Annotated in this window: 17 protein-coding genes; 12 read left to right on the forward strand and 5 right to left on the reverse strand. The window is 40.3% G+C overall.

Going from position 1 to position 19,323, the window contains the following annotated elements:
* Positions 1–47: 47 nt before the first annotated feature.
* The 4 genes from C8N37_RS04980 to C8N37_RS04995 all read left to right on the forward strand — a co-directional run bounded on the left by C8N37_RS04980 (position 48) and on the right by C8N37_RS04995 (position 4,733).
* A complete protein-coding gene (locus C8N37_RS04980; RefSeq protein ID WP_108157878.1) occupies positions 48–1,355 on the forward strand; it encodes a replication-associated recombination protein A in 1,308 nt (435 codons plus the stop codon).
* A 55-nt stretch (positions 1,356–1,410) separates the two neighbouring features.
* Positions 1,411–1,956, forward strand: coding sequence for a 3'-5' exonuclease (locus C8N37_RS04985; protein ID WP_108157879.1), 546 nt, complete (start codon positions 1,411–1,413; stop codon positions 1,954–1,956).
* A gap of 357 nt (positions 1,957–2,313) precedes the next feature.
* Complete coding sequence (locus C8N37_RS04990) at positions 2,314–2,859, forward strand: hypothetical protein (protein WP_108157880.1); 546 nt, start codon at positions 2,314–2,316, stop codon at positions 2,857–2,859.
* A 440-nt stretch (positions 2,860–3,299) separates the two neighbouring features.
* Positions 3,300–4,733 (forward strand): S41 family peptidase, encoded by a 1,434-nt coding sequence (locus C8N37_RS04995; RefSeq protein WP_186812805.1) that lies wholly within the window; start codon positions 3,300–3,302, stop codon positions 4,731–4,733.
* 158 nt (positions 4,734–4,891) lie between these two features.
* On the opposite strand, the gene C8N37_RS05000 is transcribed toward C8N37_RS04995, so the two are convergent.
* The 5 genes from C8N37_RS05000 to C8N37_RS05020 all read right to left on the reverse strand — a co-directional run bounded on the left by C8N37_RS05000 (position 4,892) and on the right by C8N37_RS05020 (position 9,182).
* On the reverse strand, positions 4,892–5,812 hold the full coding sequence (locus C8N37_RS05000; RefSeq protein WP_108157882.1) for a hypothetical protein: 921 nt from the start codon (positions 5,810–5,812) through the stop codon (positions 4,892–4,894).
* Positions 5,813–5,822: 10 nt separating this feature from the next.
* Positions 5,823–7,406 (reverse strand): ABC transporter ATP-binding protein, encoded by a 1,584-nt coding sequence (locus tag C8N37_RS05005; protein WP_108157883.1) that lies wholly within the window; start codon positions 7,404–7,406, stop codon positions 5,823–5,825.
* 69 nt (positions 7,407–7,475) lie between these two features.
* Positions 7,476–7,745 (reverse strand): PqqD family protein, encoded by a 270-nt coding sequence (locus tag C8N37_RS05010; protein ID WP_108157884.1) that lies wholly within the window; start codon positions 7,743–7,745, stop codon positions 7,476–7,478.
* A gap of 65 nt (positions 7,746–7,810) precedes the next feature.
* Positions 7,811–8,263 carry a S24 family peptidase gene (locus C8N37_RS05015; RefSeq protein ID WP_108157885.1) on the reverse strand — a complete coding sequence of 151 codons (453 nt, stop codon included), beginning with the start codon at positions 8,261–8,263 and terminating at the stop codon, positions 7,811–7,813.
* Between the two features lie 10 nt (positions 8,264–8,273).
* Positions 8,274–9,182, reverse strand: coding sequence for a DUF5106 domain-containing protein (locus tag C8N37_RS05020; protein WP_108157886.1), 909 nt, complete (start codon positions 9,180–9,182; stop codon positions 8,274–8,276).
* Between the two features lie 290 nt (positions 9,183–9,472).
* Between C8N37_RS05020 and C8N37_RS05025 the strand changes: the two genes are divergently transcribed.
* The 8 genes from C8N37_RS05025 (at position 9,473) to C8N37_RS05060 (ending at position 19,262) form a co-directional block, all read left to right on the forward strand.
* A complete protein-coding gene (locus C8N37_RS05025) occupies positions 9,473–9,919 on the forward strand; it encodes an adenylyltransferase/cytidyltransferase family protein (protein WP_228115774.1) in 447 nt (148 codons plus the stop codon).
* Positions 9,920–10,039: 120 nt separating this feature from the next.
* On the forward strand, positions 10,040–10,468 hold the full coding sequence (locus C8N37_RS05030; RefSeq protein WP_108157887.1) for an adenylyltransferase/cytidyltransferase family protein: 429 nt from the start codon (positions 10,040–10,042) through the stop codon (positions 10,466–10,468).
* Positions 10,469–10,547: 79 nt separating this feature from the next.
* Positions 10,548–11,546 (forward strand): mannose-1-phosphate guanylyltransferase, encoded by a 999-nt coding sequence (locus tag C8N37_RS05035; protein WP_108157888.1) that lies wholly within the window; start codon positions 10,548–10,550, stop codon positions 11,544–11,546.
* An 850-nt stretch (positions 11,547–12,396) separates the two neighbouring features.
* Positions 12,397–14,634 (forward strand): LruC domain-containing protein, encoded by a 2,238-nt coding sequence (locus C8N37_RS05040; protein WP_108157889.1) that lies wholly within the window; start codon positions 12,397–12,399, stop codon positions 14,632–14,634.
* A 151-nt stretch (positions 14,635–14,785) separates the two neighbouring features.
* Positions 14,786–15,151: a response regulator gene (locus tag C8N37_RS05045; RefSeq protein ID WP_108157890.1), complete on the forward strand. Its 366-nt coding sequence runs from the start codon at positions 14,786–14,788 to the stop codon at positions 15,149–15,151.
* A complete protein-coding gene (locus C8N37_RS05050) occupies positions 15,151–16,341 on the forward strand; it encodes a sugar transferase (protein WP_108157891.1) in 1,191 nt (396 codons plus the stop codon). The genes C8N37_RS05045 and C8N37_RS05050 overlap by 1 nt, the downstream gene beginning before the upstream one ends.
* A gap of 25 nt (positions 16,342–16,366) precedes the next feature.
* Positions 16,367–17,107 carry a TolC family protein gene (locus tag C8N37_RS05055; protein ID WP_108157892.1) on the forward strand — a complete coding sequence of 247 codons (741 nt, stop codon included), beginning with the start codon at positions 16,367–16,369 and terminating at the stop codon, positions 17,105–17,107.
* Positions 17,108–17,111: 4 nt separating this feature from the next.
* A complete protein-coding gene (locus C8N37_RS05060; protein ID WP_108157893.1) occupies positions 17,112–19,262 on the forward strand; it encodes a GumC domain-containing protein in 2,151 nt (716 codons plus the stop codon).
* Positions 19,263–19,323: the final 61 nt, after the last annotated feature.

Raw genomic sequence — 19,323 nt, forward strand, 5'->3', positions numbered from 1 at the left:
ATTGTGAAGTAAATGAACAATTGCTAATATCTTCTTACTTTTGATCTATGGCTACACGAATTCCACTGGCAGAGCGCATGCGTCCCAAGAAATTGGAAGATTATGTTGGACAGCAACATATTATCGGTCACGATGCGGTTTTATATCATGCCATTCAACAAAAAAATATTCCTTCCATGTTACTTTGGGGTCCTCCGGGGGTTGGGAAAACGAGTTTGGCACTTTTGATGGCCAAAGAATTGGGTAGGCCATTTTTTTCTTTAAGTGCGATTCAGTCTGGCGTGAAAGATATTCGTGAAGTCATTGAAAAAGCAGAGAAGCTCATGCAGGTCAATCAGGAGCAATCTTTGATGAATTTTAATCAAGAACAACCCATTTTGTTTATTGATGAGATCCATCGTTTCTCCAAGTCACAACAAGACTCCTTATTGGGAGCGGTAGAACGCGGTCTGGTGACCCTCATTGGGGCCACGACCGAAAATCCGTCCTTCGAAGTTATATCGGCACTACTGTCGCGCTGTCAAGTCTACGTACTAGAACATTTAAGCAGCGAAGATCTGATCGGTCTGATGGAGAAAGCGCTCCACGAAGATGCCTACCTGAAAGACTTAAATATAGAGATTGAAGAATATGAGGCTATTTTAAGACTTTCGGGCGGAGACGCGCGCAAACTGCTCAATGTATTAGAATTGGTCAGTAATGCAGCAGTATTGCATCATGAACCAGTGACCAATGCATTTGTATTGAAACAAGTGCAGCAAAATATGGCTATTTATGATAAGACCGGGGAGCAGCATTACGATATCATATCTGCTTTTATCAAATCCATTCGTGGTTCGGATCCCAATGCGGCTATTTACTGGTTGGCGCGTATGATTGAAGGTGGAGAAGATCCTTCTTTTATTGCCAGAAGATTATTGATTTTAGCATCTGAGGACATTGGCAATGCTAATCCCAATGCACTTTTACTAGCCAATACCTGCTTTCAGGCGGTCAATGTGATCGGGTGGCCCGAGTCACGTATTATTCTGGCTCAGGCAGTGACCTACTTAGCAAGTTCTCCCAAGAGCAATGCCTCTTATGAAGCCATTAATAAAGCTCAGGGAGTGGTGAAGCAAACAGGAGACCTTTCTGTACCTCTTCATTTGCGCAATGCGCCGACTAAACTGATGAAAGAGCTTCATTATGGTGCCGAATATAAATATGCCCATGCTTATCCCGGTAATTTTGTGATTCAAGAATTTTTACCCGATGAACTAAGCGGTATGACCCTATATGAACCAGGTAAAAATCCGCAAGAAGAAAAGTTAAGACAGGGATTGCGAGACAAGTGGAAAGAGAAGTACAGGTATTGATTTCATTTTAAATCTCAGAGGATATTGTTTACCTTTGCTCGGATAGGATTAAAGCATGACATCAGATTTAACATTTACAGCGATAGATTTTGAAACAGCAACAGGGCATCAAAATAGTGCCTGTGCAGTGGGTATCGTTACAGTGGAATCTGGTATCATTACCAATGAGTTTTATTCCTTGATCCAACCGCCACGCAATGAGTATATGTGGCAGACGACGCGTGTGCATGGTATCAAACCTCGAGATACACAGCATTCGCCAACATTTAAGGAATTGTTCCCATCCATTAAATCTTTATTGGCAAATAAATTAATGATTGCGCACAATGAGCTGTTCGATCGTAATGTTTTACGCAAAACGATGCTTCACTATGGACTTTCCTACGAAGAGCTGCAGTTGGCTGAGATGTGGGAGTGTACGTATAAGATCTACCGCAATAAAGGTTTTAAACCTGCACGTCTAAATGCATGTTGTGAAGTGTTAGGCATCACACTGAATCATCACGAAGCTTTATCCGATGCCAAAGCCTGTGCAGAACTCTATCTCCGCCACCCCTATGTGGCCACATTGGAAAGTAAGGTCGAAGGTTTAGAGGGGTAGCCTATCGTGTTGGCCTTGTATCAATAACCACTACCTGACTCGATTTCGGAGTAACATCATTAAAGACCTTTATTTTTGAAGGAAATTATCATCTATGGGTTAAGATATGAGCATGCGATGATGGAGTCGTTTTTCACTACGATATCATCAGGATTTCGAAAAGCATATGGCCCAGAAACTGGTTCTAATTGTTCGATTTTCCACATTTAGGTCAGATGTCCCCTACTTTGTCCCCCCTTTGTCCCCCTTGTAAAATTGCGTCTCCATCACGTAAAAATTATATTTGCTGCGTCTTTTAAAAGATTCGTTATTTCTTAATTAATTAAATGATTAACCTTTTCTTTATTTTAAATTAACATGTTTTACGCCTTCCTTTTGATCACGATTTTGATTTTTATAGCTGGATTTTACTATTGGAAAAGATTCAGTTTATCCCGTCACTTTTTAGATCGGGCCTCCGTGAACATCGAGCACCGCTACCATCAATTGGAAAGTGGTGATTCGACATCTGGTAAATCAAAAAATGGAGCACTCCTATTTACAGTAAAAAGAATAAGCCTAGATACCCGCAATATTGTGATCAAAGATGTAAAACTCGATCATGCATCCATTCATGTCAGTTTAGATCAATTGATTATGATCACCTTTCCTGCAGAGTCAAATCAAGCTTATGAAGCTTCCGTGCGTTTTCGAATACGTGGACAATCGCGTCCTTCAGATTTTATGAGCCAGCGTCGCGCAACCGTTAGTGGTTATATTACCTCCGAATCATCAGGCCGTATTCCTTTTCGTGTTCAATTGCCTGTCTCGCAGTTTATGGAAGAAGCAAACGCAGTGGGCTCCGAAAAGGAGCCGGTTAGCATGTCAGATCGTGTGCGGGTGAACAAATTGAAGGGGGAGTAGCTGACTTCATGAGTTGATTATTTTGGATTGTTTTATGTTACATTCATAGTTAGGATAAGACTGATTCACCATCTACCTAAGTCTTGTTTATAATGCCTTGATCTGTCAAGGCATTTTTTATTAAACATCAGGTCAGCTGAAGTTCGAATAGCTATCTCCTCATCTGCAAGAAAGTTATCGTTATTGCTTATTACTTAAAAGATGTCGTCATCAGCACCGGCCCCATGACCTATTAAATTCTGTCTGTTGATTGTCGCGATCACCAACAATCATAGATTGCGATCAGGTGTCATATTGAAAATCAAGTTTGCCTCATATGCTTGTTGTATATGAGCTTCTATTTATATAAGTTTGTATATCTTATAGATTTAAATATGAAATTATTTTCAACGCAAATTTTAGGGAAAGGATTATTTTTTTCTCTGGTTGCACTTTTTTTTATGAGTTGTAAAAAAAACAATCCACAACCCGAGCCTGAGCCCTTGGTCCGTACGAGCGATCAAATGATTCGGGATAGTATCTACTATTACTATAAGTTATATTCATTGTGGGGAGACCAATATATACCCCAATACGATGATGCTTTTAAATTTACAGATCAGTATACCTCTGCAGATGCCGTCCTGGTCGGATTGAAGAGTTTAACTCCTGCTTATCCTAATTATGCTTCTTATGGAGGATTCTTGGATCGATTCTCTTTTATCGATGGGCTGAATGGGTATAACACGGGTACGCAATCTAGATTAAAAATGGATAGAAATGAGGGTTATGGATTATATATATCCATGAGCCCCATTGATTCAAAATTGGCCAGGCCCGTTATTTATTTTGTCGAAGGTGGTTCTCCAGCTGAAAAAGCAGGATTGAAACGTTCCGATATGATCACTTCCATCAACGGTGATCCTAATTTTGCAGTTGCCATCACCTGTGATGCTTTCGGTTGTAAACCCCAGGATCCCAAGGATCTTGATGATGTAATAACCCGTGTTGCAAATGCACTGGAGGGAGGCGGGCTTCAGCTTGAATTGCTACGTCAGGATCAGACCACTTACAGGCAAAATCTTTCCTATGCTTCTTATACCATTGACCCCCTGTATCGCGATTCGGTTTATCAATATGCAAGTAAGAATGTCGGTTATCTTGCGCTATCTTCCTTTGAAGAAATCGAAAACAATAATCGTAATCAGCAAAAAATTGATGCCGTATTTCAAGGTTTTGAAAATAAGGACATTGAAGATCTTATTGTGGACTTACGCTATAATACGGGAGGATATGTTGATGCTGCTGTATATATTGCGAATAAGATCGGTGGATCGACCACATCGGGCAAACTGATGGTGACCTATCTATGCAATTCCTATATGGAGAAAACATATAAAGGGGCTAATGGCATGTTTAAAGATACTTACTTTACTAAAACCAGTAATTTGAACCTTCGTAAAGTCTATTTTTTGGTGAGTGAAACGACCGCTTCGGCCGCAGAGATGCTCATTAATGTACTGAAACCTTATCTTTCCATTCAGATTATTGCTACGGGTACCCATACCTATGGTAAACCCGTGGGTTTCTTTGAGCAAACTATTGAAAACAAAGTGTCCTTCTGGCCTGCTTCTTTTCAGCTGAAAAATGCCGCAGGTTTTACCGATTATTGGGATGGTCTGCAGGCCGACAAAAGCGATATCAACGATTATATCTTTGTAGAATCAGGAGATATACAAGAAACCATGTTGGAAACTGCCTTGGGAGATGCCGTACCCGATAGTAAAAAGAAAGCTCATGCAGGTCGATCGACCAATCAAACTGCCCCTCGGATGTTATTGGGTCAGCAGCAGATCAATACCTTGCCTGAAAGAGGACTTTTAAAGAGTCCATAAGATTTTAGCCCGCTCAAGGTTTACTCCATCCTGTTTTTCTCCTACAGATTGTCAATAGGACTTGAACTTGAATAGATGGCGCTAAGCGAAATTTAAGCCTATGTAAGACCAGAATTTGAAAGCGTTCTGGTCTTACTTCTCAGAAGAGTAACGTGCTTTTATTTTACCGCTATATCCACTATGCGATCATGACAGAGCTGTGCCGCCTCTTGGTCGGGCAAGCACTTTAAAAACCCGACCGGCACTTTGGCGATTACCTTTTCAAGTGTCGTGTTCATTTCAGCAAAAAGATCTTTATTCCATCGGATCGCACTACAGCTCGGCAGCACAGCGATAAAACCTTTGACACCCTGCAACGCTTCAAATTTATTTTCAGGAGCTTGCTGCAGGCGAACGAAAGCTTTTAGCAAAATCGCTTCATTCTTATAGCAGGGCGTTTTTCCGCTCCATGGTGTTCCATAGATCAGTACCCCACGCGCTGTCACCCGGATAGCAGGATTATCATCATTGAGCAAGGAAGTTTCTGCGATATGGTTCAACCAAAGACGGCTGTGGGTACTCTTCCCTGTGCCACTTTTCCCTAAGAAAGCAATACCCTGACCCTTTAAGTTAATGACAGAACCATGGATCATAATGATTTCATGTAACAATGCCGCTTGCCCAAATATCATCATCAACATCCAGCAGATGACCGTACTTTGTTCATAATCATTGCTTTCAGGTATGTAAACTGTAGACTGCGCAAAATTTCGCTCGCTATACAGATACCACAGTTCATTACCCTGTTCGTTCACGATGGTCGTGATGTAGCCCTCTTCTTTTTCATAGAAGCAGAAACGATCGCCCCAAGATATGGACAGGTCACTTCGGAGCATTCCCATATCTGGCTCAACTGGAGCTTTATCTGTTGTTAAGTTGACCTGAATAACAGGATTACTGCTATGCTCACGCCATTCAAAATCTCGAAAAGTCGGTAAGAGCTTCTCCAGATCCAAAACGATTGGATAGTTGATTTGCAGGATGATATCTGCTATTTTGTACTGTTTTTTTTGAATGTCAGTTGATGTTGTCAAAGTCATAGCGCGTTCATTAGTCTAGGTAGATGCGTTGTTTGCACCTATTGGCCAAGTTTAAGTCGTGTGTTACAAAAAGGCATAATTTATGGTGGCCATAGTGCAGTAATCTTTCGATCAATGTATCGGCAGTTTTTCGATCCAGAGCAGAGGTCACTTCATCAAATAACCAGATATCACCATCGTGCATGAGTGCTCGGGCTATGGCGATCCGTTGTGCTTGACCTTCCGACAGGCCCATTCCAGATTCCCCCACCACGGTATCCACGCCTTCCGGTAGCTCCATGACAAATTCAGCACAAGCCACATACAAGGCTTGATCCATATCGATATGTTTACCCTCCTGTACATGGAGCATCAGGTTTTCCCGTATCGTTCCGCTAAAGAGGGAGTTACCCTGTGGGATATAAGCAAAATTAATTCGGTGAGCAGCAGATAGAGGTCTTTTACCTGCTTGATCTGTCAATACGATCTGACCTTTTTCTGCTTGGATCAGCGATAGGAGCAAGCGGATCAGGGTCGTTTTTCCTTTTCCGCTAGGCCCCACAATAGCAGCGGGTTCGCCAACACGTAGATGCAGATGGAAGTGATCCAGCACCCATTTATCTTCATACCTAAATGAGATATCCTGGATTTCCAGTGCTGTGGTACCCTCCAAGCGCTGCTGTGCGATCTGAGGTTCTATTTCACCAGATTTCAATTCCAAAAGGCGGTCAGCAGAAACGCGGAACCGGACAAATCCAGGTATAAAAGTGATGAGTGCCAAGATGGGCGTTTGTATCCGCGCTACCAGCTGTAGAAAGGCCGTCATCGTACCAAAGGAGATCTGGCCACTGTGTAATCGATAGATGCCCCAGATAAAGGTCAGCAGGTAGCCTGCATTGATGCTCACTTTCATTACACCTTGTGTATAGGTTGAAAAGTTAAGCTGTTTCATTTTCAACAGAAAAAGTTCCTGTTGACTGTTAGTGAGTTTTTTTCTTCTTTTAGGGAATATGCCCATCGCGCGTATCAGCAAACGAAAACGAAGATTTTCTTGTAAAATATTGGAAAAATTACTTTCCTCACCCTTCACTTCCTGACTGAGCTTGCGCATCCGTTGGAAATATATTTTTGAAAAAAGGAATAAGGGAGAAATGGCCAATATCATTAGTGCCAACATGGGGTCCATATACCACAGGAAGGCCATGGATGCGAGCAGCTGTATGGCTGTGAGCACAAACGCTAGGACAGTTTTGGCAATCATATTGGCCACCTCCTCACAATCCGTTTGAATACGGACCTGTATATCACCAGTATGCCAGTTTTTAATCAGTTTCCACACCGACAGCATTTGTGCATCAAGCATATGACGCTGCAGTTGAAAAGTAAGCATCATTTTAATGCGTTCATTGAGCCAGCCCGTATAAGCGCGAATACCAATTCCAACACCCACGCTCGCCACAATACCGATCAACGTCCATTTTAGGGGAAGATCTTCCGGAGAGATCGCCATATCGACTGCCCTTTTAGAGAGGTACACAAATAGCAGCGAAAGACCAATCGCTATCAGTTCCAATAAAAAATAGAGGAGTAATTTAGATCGGTATCCTTCGCTCATGGACCAGGCCAAGCGGATATGGTGTTTTAGGTTATTATGTTTGATCACAGCTTGCGCTCTTACAGGTGTTTATTTTTCCAATAATCCCTGCTTTTTGAAATCTTGAATCAGGATTTCCGCATCAGCAGCTGCCTTTTCTGCGGTCACATCGTACTGCTCGCAAAGCAGATTTGCCACCGTCGTAGGAGAAAATTCTATGCCTTTTAGTTGCTCCCATAGCCATGCTGCCGAATCATTGAGGGTATATACGGTAGAAAGGTCAACCATGTCCTGACTCGGATCTACAATCATGTGATCCGAACCAATGGTTCTTAAAACTAAATCTGCTCTTAATTTCATGTTATTAGGGTTAAAAAATAGTTATAAACAAAGTTAATCATTCATTCGCGGTATAAAAAATTAGCTTAAAATATTCTTTTTAAGCTGGCAAATAGGCGTCTTACGATGCGTAAATGATACCAGATCATTCCCCGCATTCGTTTCCAGCGGTTATCGATGTTCAGCGGAGCATCACTTTCATCTGGATAATGTAATAGGCCAATAGCGATAATATCCGAATCCAGTATATATTCCTGCAGGACCAGATTGCCGTCACCAGCAAGGACGATATTCCCATTCTTTTGACCCACATAGCGATGGAAAACAAAATTCCCGTCGTATTTGGCCAGTATGTTTGCTCCCAAAAACAGGCGATCACTACGATAGGAAACCAATAACACACGATCACCGCTCTTTATAAAAGGAAGCATGCTGTTGCCTTTTACCCGGATACAAACCTCCTTGCCCGCACGCAACTGGTACGCTACTTCTTCGAAATAAAGCGCATTGCTGATGATGCGCGATTCCTTTTTATCCATCTGATTGACATTAAGGAAGTTGAGGTATGATTTGTAAGGTTAGTTGCAGTTCTACATCCTTCAATAGCACCTTTTTATGCGCATCCAAGAGGTAGATCGTTGGCGATGCTTTTGTATCGTAAAGCCTTTCCCGCTGAATAACGGTATGGGGATCAAATCCATTGATCCAGTTTTTCGCTAGGTGAGGCTCATAATTTACCCACTTTTTACGATCACCCCAGGGTTCGATCGTCACTATTTGGATCTCCTTCTTTTCAAACAGATCCGTCAATTGTGGGGTATCTTTCAGTAAAGCAAGAATTTCTTTACAGTGTGTACATTCCGTATCGTAAAATAGCATCATGGTATATTTCGCCTTTACGTCCGATAGTTTTTGAATTTTACCATCAAACCGTTCAAAACTAAAATCCTCCGCTATCTGCCCTACTTTATTGCGCTGTACTAATTTATAAATAGGACGATAGGCTTCTTTTTCGAGATCCGTCAGGTGATCTGATTGGATGAGATAACGTAGTACCGATTCATAGCGCACATCGTTGCGCATAGGCGAGTTTCCATCATATAAGTAGTGCTCATACAGGTTCAGGAAATAGGCTAGACTTGTTTTGTTCAATTTTGCTTGATCCAGCATTTTGGCGATCGATTGATCAGCGATTGAGTCTGAACAGCTGTTGAGCGCTGTGAGAAAGTCAACCAATTTCTGTTCTCCGATTGTTGGATTTATCATATTTGCCGTATCCTGCATGTCCACATCGTCCCAATAGTTGAGTGCTTCACGCTCTGCTGCGGTGTATACAGATGTACTGGTATCGATTGTAACCGTATCCTGTTTAGTCGATTCGCGGTTGTGGTTACAAGAAAAGAGTAGTAAGCTGATTACTCCAAGGGAGAAAACAAATTTAACAAGTACACATTTCATTATGAATAAGGTTATAGAAACAAACTTAAATAAATTGTCCTTGATATACAATATTATTTACGTGAAGTTAAATATAAGTATCGAGATCAATGGCCGCACCTTGCGTATCCCGCTCCTGCGAGCGGTAGATGCTACAGCGGCATGACCAGCATTGCTAACGAGGATGTCCTTATTGCAAGTCTATAATTTCTTTTGTCAGAACTTTTCATCTCAGCCTTTGTTTTATAAATAATCTCTATCTTTGAGATAGCTAATATGAGGAGCTTAATTCATTTATTATTGTTTTAAATATGATTACAATACCTGCTAAAGAAATGCGTATTGGTATTACTTTTAGTGCATTTGATCTGCTGCATGCCGGTCATATCAAGATGCTCGAAGATGCCAAACGTCAGTGTGACTATTTAATATGTGGATTGCAGACCGATCCTACATTGGACAGACCGGAGAAAAATAAACCAACACAAACCGTGGTGGAGCGTTATCTTCAACTCAAAGGCTGTAAATATGTCGATCAGATTGTCCCTTATGCTACTGAACAAGACTTGGAAGATGTATTACGTTCCTTTAAAGTCGATGTCCGTATTGTTGGCGACGAATATCGTGAACGCGACTTTACAGGACGTCAGTACTGTGAAGAATCGGGGATAGCGTTATATTTCAATAGCCGTGACCATCGTTTCTCCAGTTCTGGATTACGTCGGATCGTCGCCGAACATGAGGTTGAAAAAGGATAGAGAGTAACTGAGTAACAGGTAGTACATAACTCGTCACTAGTTCAAGGTCGTTACTACGTCACTACAAAACTGCGTTACTGAGCAATATGTTATTAAATTAAAAGAATAGAACACGTATACATGAAAATAGGAATTACATTTGGTGTATTTGATTTGTTGCATGCCGGGCATATTATGATGTTGGAAGAGGCGCGTCGCAACTGTGATTATCTCATCGTTGGACTCAATACCGATCCTTCCGAAGTGTCACCAGAAAAATCTGCACCGACACAAACCGTGGTGGAGCGCTATATTCAATTGGAAGGTTGTCGTTATGTGAATGAAATCATTCCATATGAAACCGAACAAGACTTGATCGATATCATTAAAGCATTGCCTATTCAAGTGCGTATCATTGGTGAAGAATACCGCGATATGGATTTTACAGGTAAAAAATACTGTGTCGAAGAAGGCATTGAGATCTATTATAATAAACGTACCCATCGATTTTCGAGTACAGGGTTGCGTAAAGAAGTTGCGGCAAAAGAAGCGCAAAAAGTAGTAAAGTAAGAAGTGGATGCTGTCAAAGGCGCTGCTTTACAGATCACAAGTGACCACATCAAAAAAAAGAAGATTATATAAAAATAGAATGAGCAACATCGTACATGTGATTTTATCGGGTGGAGTAGGGAGCCGTTTGTGGCCATTATCGCGCAAGAGCTATCCGAAGCAATACCTTTCCTTATTTAAAGAAGGATCGTTGTTTGAGATGACCGTCAATCGTAATCAAGGATTGTGCAATCAGGTGATCGTCGTCGGCAATAAAGACAACAATCAGTTGAGTCGTGGAGTGATGGAGAGCAATGGTGTCGATTACATCGATATTGTAGAGTCCACACCCCGCAATACCGCTGCGGCAATTGCCTTTGCTGCTTTCGCTGCAAAATCCGATGATATTCTGGTCGTAACACCCTCAGATCATGTCATTGTAGGCGACGAAGGTTACTCAAAAGCCATCCAAGAAGGGATTGAAAAAGCAAATCAGGGGTATATTGTTACCTTCGGTATTCAGGCGACCAAGCCGGAGACCGGTTACGGATACATTGAATACAAGGGCGATCAAGTACTGTCGTTTCGTGAAAAACCAAATAAGGAGACCGCTGAAGATTTTATTGAAAGAGGTAACTTTTTGTGGAATTCAGGGATGTTCTGTTTTCGCGCAGATACCTTATTGCAAGAATTGCAACAGTTTGAGCCTCGCGTATATGCCACCGCATTAGCGGCATGGCAACATAAACAAGATGGTGTTTTGGATGAAGCATTATCCAAAGAGATCCCATCGATCAGTATTGATTATGCGGTAATGGAGCGATCTAAAAAAATTCGTGTAGTAGCAACAGATTTTACCTGGTCAGATCTGGGATCTTTTGAGTCGATGTACGATTATCTAAAAGAAACTGGTCATCCTACAGATGAAAATGGTAATATGGTCATTGGGACAGAAGTCTTCAGTGCATTTGTGGGGTTAAGAAACACTATTTTAGTGTATACCAAAGACGCTTTTTTAATTTTACAAAAAGAAAGCTCCCAAGACGTCAAAAAAATATACAATACCCTAGAAAGACATCAGTCTAAGTTGATTGATTAATCGGATTTAGGCTGACTTATAGTGTCCGCTCTTCAAGAATTAAGAAGCGCTGGAGCAAGATGTCAAATAGAATATAATACATGCAAAAAGATAAGCTTATTATCAATTGCCAAAAATAAAAGGAATTGGAACCCGATTATACGAGTCAACCAATTCCTTTTTACGTTTAAGTCCTTCCGAGACTTGTTCAAATCCTAGCTGATCGTCGATTTCCTTATTTCAGACCTGTCCTATGGCATTCAAGAACAGGTATGCAGCGACTAAGGATGCGAGGTATGGTCATGATTTTCAATAATCTAGCAGAAGGATGATACTATTTTAAATAAAATAAACAGCCAATTAAAAAAAATCAAATCTCAGCCATCTAAAAGTAATCTTGCAGATACGAAATATCAGGTCAGTGCATTAAAAGATAACGATCAGAAAAAAGAATTACTGAAATTATTGGAATAAGTAAAATTCAGCACCGCAGTTATCCGGTTATACCGTTATCCCAATCTGATTATTTCAGATTGACCGGACCTATTTTCTGTTTAAAAATTTTCTTCCCGGGTCATTCTATGGGATTTCCTTAGGCATGATCTTTACACGTCAGCAGATCCCATAGAGCGTGATTTTTAGGCATGATTTGCACAATTCAGGAAAAGATTTTAATGTAGTCGATTGAATGTAGTTGTCGCGCTACAACTTTTGTAAAATCTTCTACTTATCCATTTATTTTTTATCGTTGTGACTGAAATAAGTCCTAACTTTGTGCCAAACAGTTTGATATTATAATCAATTACTTACTTCACATATTTAAGAAGAGATTCATGACCAATATGAACTGTTTATATTAATCTATTATATTATGTATCAAGGAAAAAGATTTCATCTCTTTTTAGTTAGCCTAGTTGCCATTACGCTTATAGCGTCAAGTTGTTCTAAAGTGAAGGACTTATATGAAGAACCAGATACTGATTCTTCCACATTATTTCCTGACGGCAGTAATGTTCCCTCCGACTTTAAATGGAATTCGGCCCAATCTATGGATATTCGCGTAGCTGTAGATGATAAGTTTGATGGTCAATATTTTTATCGTGTTGAGATTTTCGACAACGATCCTCTACTTGGTCAAGGCGCAAATCTATTGGCGGCAGGACAAGCAAAAAAAGGACAAGATTTTGTTGGAAAGTTGATGTTACCCACTATGGCTAAATATCTTTATCTAAGAGAAACTTCACCTTTAGGTATTGCTTCTGTTACGATGATCGCAGTGGATCCATTAAAAAGTAACATTCAAGTAGCGCCTACTTCTTCATCAAGCTCCAATAGAGCGAGTGTAGCACGTGCGTCGATCAACACAACGATCTCCAATACAAACTCCGCTACAGTTAGTGCATTAGCAGCGACTCCAGTTGTTGTTCCCAATGATGCGGTTCAGATTAGTGGAAACACAAATGTGGTTGTGGAAGCTAACAAATCCTATGTGGTTAAAACAGGAACAACCTTTACGGGTCAGATTGATGCCAACAACGGTACAAGCAATGTAAAAATCTATGTGCAAGGTACTTGGAAAAATTCAAGTTTTGAATTCAATTTAGGAAGCAACAACAGCTTATATATTACAGATGCTGGATCGATCGATTTAGTGAATGTAACCCAAAATACCAATGGTGGTTTTGTCAATTACGGTACAGCATCTTTATCCAAGATGGAAACCAAAAACACGACCTTATATGTCAATTACGGCACCTTAAATGCAAATAAGGCCGACATTACCAATGGTAGTTTTACCAATTACGGTGTAGCAACTATTCAGGAATTGGTGAGTACAACCAATTCTACTGTAATCCGAAACGAAGGTACACTTACGGTAAAAAATGCAAATTTGACCAATGCGACATTAGAAGCTGTTTGTCATACGACCATTCAGTCGTTAACGACAAATGGTGCGATGATCAGCATCTCATCTGGAGCTTTGTTAAGCTTGGATAAGTTGGATGCAGGAGGTACTAAATTTAATTTAGCTTCTTCTTCTATCTTAGCGGTTAATAATTTGGCTAAATTCAATAGCCAAGCGAGCACTATGCAGGGACCCTCATCTGGACAGGCTTTGGCACGCATGAAAAAAGTAGATGTCAACAATCAATATATGGCCATTACTTATTCCGGTAATCTAGAGGTTGCATCTTCAGATCACACAGCCAACGGCCAATGGAATACATATTATGTTTTAAACAGTCCTGCTAAATTAGTTCCTTATGACAAGTCTACGGTAGTTATCGCAGGTACAGCTTGTAATGCTGGTGGAAACAATGCGCCAGGAGGCAATCCAAATGATCAAACGGTGACCGAAGTGAACTTGGGAACTTACTCTTACGCATTCGAGGACAACTGGCCTAACAAAGGTGATTACGATATGAATGACTTTGTGGTGGATATGAATATCACGAAGTTTCAAAATACCGCTAATAAAGTCACTAAAGTTACGTTAAAAGGTAAATTACGTTCTGTAGGTGCTTCAAAACGTTTAGCAGCTGCTATTCAATTGGATGGTGTTCCTGCAGGAAATGTGAAATCGGTTACCTATTCTAAAAAGGATTTGGTCGGAGCAAACTTGGCTTTGGCAGCAAATGGAACAGAAACAGGTCAGACCAATGCCGTAGTAGCGATTGTTGACGATGCACATAAAGCATTCGGAGTAGCAGATACACGTTTTATCTCCACACAAAGCGGTGCTTATGCTCCAGTGGATGTCGTGATCACCATTGAATTTACAACTCCATTAGACAATTTTAGCTACAATACCTTGAATATGTTTATTGTCAACTATGCACAAAATGTGGGGGGCAGAAATGAAATTCACTTAGTCGGTTATGCAGCGACAGATAAGATCAATAAAAGTATTGTTTCAAGAGAAAGTGGTAAACTTTTATCTGCAACAGATCCATTTAAAACAATCAAAAATGAACCTTTTGCTTTAGCATTACCGGTTTCATTTAAATATCCAACAGAAGGCCAAAAAGTATATGATGCTTACCCATTATTTAAAGATTGGGTTACGAGTGGCGGTCTTCAAAATGCGAACTGGTATTTAAATAAATAGAAGATAAATTGAAATAAAATTCCCTATATTACAAAATTAAGTACTCCGGATTATCAGGAGTACTTAATTTTTTTTGACTAAAATATATTGAGGAGCAGATCGTTTGATAAATTTTAGGGAAATAGATACTTTTATAATACTAAAATAAGTCATGAAGAAAAAGATCCTGATAATTGATGATAAACCAGCAATAGGCCAATTGATCACCCTATACTTAAATGCAGACTATGAGTTTCATTATTTTGCAAGTGCGATCGATGCTTTCAACTGGCTTAAAGACGGTCATATCGTCGATTTGATCCTGTCGGATTACACCATGCCCGAAATGAATGGTTATGAATTGTTGGTCATGATCAAGCAGAATGAATTTTTAAAAGATATTCCCGTCATTATACTTTCAGGTGAAGATAATACCAATACGCGTATTAGTTTGTTAGAAGCAGGAGCAGAGGATTTTATTTTAAAACCCTTCAATCCGTTGGAATTAAAGCTTAGAATTAAAAAAGCATTAAAATAATGCCGTTATATAGCGATTATATTTACTTTGGTCATAGCCAGCAAAACTTTGACTATTTTAAACTCCAGGTGCAAGACACATTGGGTGTGGAGTTAAAGTATTTCAGCTCTTTCGAAAGTATGGATCAGTATTTTCAAGATCATCGTGGTCAGTTTCTTTCGGTTATATTTTACGAACAGAGCACGAGCCTCATGGCCGATCTACGGCAATTGACCAAACTGAGTTCTTATGGTAAAGAAACACTGCTCTTTTTAGTAGGTAAAGGATTTTCTCTGCTCGAAAAGAAATCGTACCTGGAGGCCGGTGTGACCAATACCATCAGCTCCAATGCCAACAAAGACGTTTTCCAATCGTTAAAAAAATATATTCACTTATACTTTGAGGCAACAGCGCAAGCTGAAAGATTTGATGCGCCAGCATCGTCCTTTCCCAAGCTTCGCATTCCAATCGGTAAAAGACTCTTTGACATTGCCGTTTCTTCTTTGCTGATTCTCATGCTGTCACCCTTACTCATCACCGTGTATCTGGCCATCATCATTGAAAGTAAAGGTCCTGCTGTATACCGTTCCAAAAGAATTGGAGCCGGATATTATATGTTTGACTTTTACAAATTCAGATCGATGTATGCCGATGCGGATAAGCGGCTCAAAGAGTATATGATGCACAATCAATATGCAAAACAAGAAACTGTTGTGAAAAGCAACGCCCAGTCTTTCGCCAATGCCGACATTCCACAATTTACAATCGACGAATTGCGTGATGTATTGATTGACGATAATGCTGTGGTCAAAGGAACAGATATGAGTTCGAGACAAAAAAAGGCGGCTTTTTTCAAATTAGAAAAAGATCCCCGCGTGACTAAAGTGGGCCGTATCCTCAGAAAATACAGTATAGACGAATTACCGCAATTGTTCAATACCTTATTTGGCGATATGTCCATCGTAGGAAATAGACCGCTGCCCTTATATGAAGCCGAAATGCTGACGACAGATGACAGTGTGGAGCGCTTTATGGCACCCGCTGGTATCACGGGATTATGGCAAGTAGAGAAAAGGGGCGACAACGGTAGCATGTCCGATCAGGAGCGTATTAATTTCGATATTGACTATGCTAAAAACTATTCCGTATGGATGGATGTTAAGATATTGTTTAAGACATTTTCTGCTTTTATTCAAAAAGCAGATGTGTAAACTACACCAATAAATAATTATTTCAATGAATAAAGTATATAAAAGGATTTTTTTGTTTGTTATCTCGCTGTCTACAGGGATTTTCGCTCAGGCGCAAGCTCAGGTTGACCAGATTGATATGATCGATTTGACCAGATTAACCTTGCCGCCCTTGGAGACGCTTTACGAAAATGCAAAGAGTAGTCCCAGTGTCGAAATGTATCAGGCAAAAATCGAAACCGAAGAAAGCAAAGTTCTGACAGAAAAAAGAAACTGGTTAAAATATTTTAAAGCAGGCGGATCTTGGCAATATGGTAATATCGCCATTAATTCTTCCTTTACGAATGAAAATACGCCTTTATTTTTTCAATCCTCTGGCCAGTCCCAAAGTTCTTATTATGGGACAGTAGGGGTCAGCGTTCCTTTTGATGATATCTTGGACCGCAAAAACAAAGTAAAACGCCAACAGACGGAAAAACGTTTTGCAGAACTTGAAAAAGGAAAATGGCTCGATGAACAACGCATTCGCATTGTTAATGCTTATGTGAAAGCAAAAACTGCGCTCGCGATGCTCAAAAAAAATGTCGAAGATCATAATGTTGCGTTAACCAATTATAGAATGATAGAAAACGAATTTAAATCAGGTAATGCCAATATTACAGATCTAAATGCGGCGAAGAAATTGGAAACCGAAGCCTATGAGCTATTCAAGACTAGTGAAGCCAATATTATCAGTGAGATTCTGACATTAGAAATTTTGAGTAGGACCAAAATAATTAGTCAATAGTATTATGAATATTTTCCATTATATTTTTCGTGCCATATTTAGGATCAAATGGTGGCTTTTGATTTTGCCACTGCTATTTGCTCTATTGGCCATATACATGACCCGCAATCTGGATAGACAGTATAAAACTGATGTGACGATCTATACAGGCGTTATTTCCAGTTATGGAAGCGATCCCGGAGAGTCTAATGCATCGTCAAACTGGAACGTACTCAACAATTCGATTCAGAACATCATCAATACCATCAACTCCAAAGAGACCCTCAAACGCTTGTCGTTAAACCTCTATGCTCGTTTGATGATTCATGGTGACCCCAACAAAGACAATGTCTACATCTCAGCCAAGCATTATAAAGAATTATTGGCCATTACACCAAAAGAGGTGCGTGCATTGATCGATAAAAGCTCGGAGGAAAATACCGTACGCAACTTAGAACGATATGAAAAGCCTGACCGCAATAATTTTGTATATGGCCTTTTCAATTGGAATCATCCGTACTTTAGTTATGGAGCGCTCCAAGAAAATATTAAAATTTCCCGTATCGATAACAGTGATATCTTACAGGTCAATTATCAAGCAAACGATCCTGGGATCGCTTATCAGACGCTTGAAGTCTTGAGCAAAGTATTTGCGATAGAATACACCAACCTGCAATTTGGAAGTACCAACAATGTGATTCGTTATTTCGAAGCAGAACTTGCCCGTCTTGGAAGAGAATTGCGCGGTCAAGAAGATTCGTTAACGACATACAATGTCGAGAACCGGGTCATCAACTACGATAAACAGACGGAAGCTATCGCCGTTTTGGATAAAGAATATGAGCTGCGCTATCAAGACGTCGTATTTGCTTACAATAGCGCGCAAGCGGCATTGAAACAACTGGAATCGGGTATGGATGCCAATATGCGATCCATCAAAAATAATTCGGAATTCTTGTCCAGAATGAATCATATTGCTGACCTGAACTATGATATTTCCACCATAAAAACCTTAGGTACCGATTCTTTAAATCTGCAGAAGGCAGGGAGTCTCAATTCACTATCGAGCGAGCTGAATAAACAGGAGAAGGAATTCCGAACCTTTATGGATCAGTATTCTTCTGAAAAATATACCCGCAATGGATACCCCAATGCCAATTATGTTAAACAATGGGTAGAGGAACTTTTGAAATTCAAAAGCGCGGAAGCGGAGTTGAATGTCGGGAAAAATTTCAAACAAGAGCTGGATCAAAAATATACCCAGTATTCGCCCATTGGTTCTGTGCTGAAGCGTAAAGAAAGAAGTATCAATTTTTCTGAACAGAGCTATCTATCCATTCTGACCAGTTTAAATGCGGCACGTCTACGATTGAAAAGTTTGGAAATGAACTCAGCAACGCTGAAAGTCATCAATCCGGCAACTTTCCCGCTCAATGCGCTCCCTTATGGACGAAAGATGATTGTTATTGGCGTATTTTTAGGAACGATCGCCTTTATCTTGGGGATCCTCCTTATCCTAGAGCTTTTTGATCGGACTCTACGCGATAAAATACGGACCGAGCGTATTACCCGAGGAAAAGTGGTCGCTGCATTTCCAAAATTATTAAAAAGTAAAAATCGCTCCGCAATCGAAGAGCGTGCGGTACATGTATTGGCCAATCGACTTTACGGTTTCTACGATAATAACTCAGCTGTCAATTTTATCAATGTTGTCAAGCTGTCCACGTCTCTCGATTCCAGTCGCATCACGACATTATTGACCGATTATTGGTCGACAATGGGGTTAAAGATTAAAGGTTATTACGAAGGACAGGATTTTGAAGCCCAATCGAGAGCATATCTTGTAGAGCAGGAATGGGTCAATCAGTTGGCCGATTACGATCTTTCTCTCGTGCAGCATGGTTCGATGGCCTTGACCCCTGTGCCCAATGTATTCTTGGAAAAAGGGATGGCTACGTTGCTTGTGCTACGCGCAGATAGCGTTTGGAAAACAGAAGATGAATTATTATTTTCAGATCTATTGGAACGATCAGCAGGAAAACCGATTGTCATCTGTTTGATGAATGCACAAAAATATGTGGTAGAAGAATTTACAGGTATGTTACCTCCATTTACGTTTTTACGTCGTTTGGAATATCAACTGGCCAATTTTGGCTTGACATCATTAGGTAAATAAAATAGGATCGGTATGATGCAATCTGATCACAACAATGGGTCAACTCTGATCACCGAGCGTC

Origin of the sequence: Sphingobacterium faecium (genome assembly GCF_003054045.1) — a bacterium.
GTDB lineage: Bacteria > Bacteroidota > Bacteroidia > Sphingobacteriales > Sphingobacteriaceae > Sphingobacterium > Sphingobacterium faecium.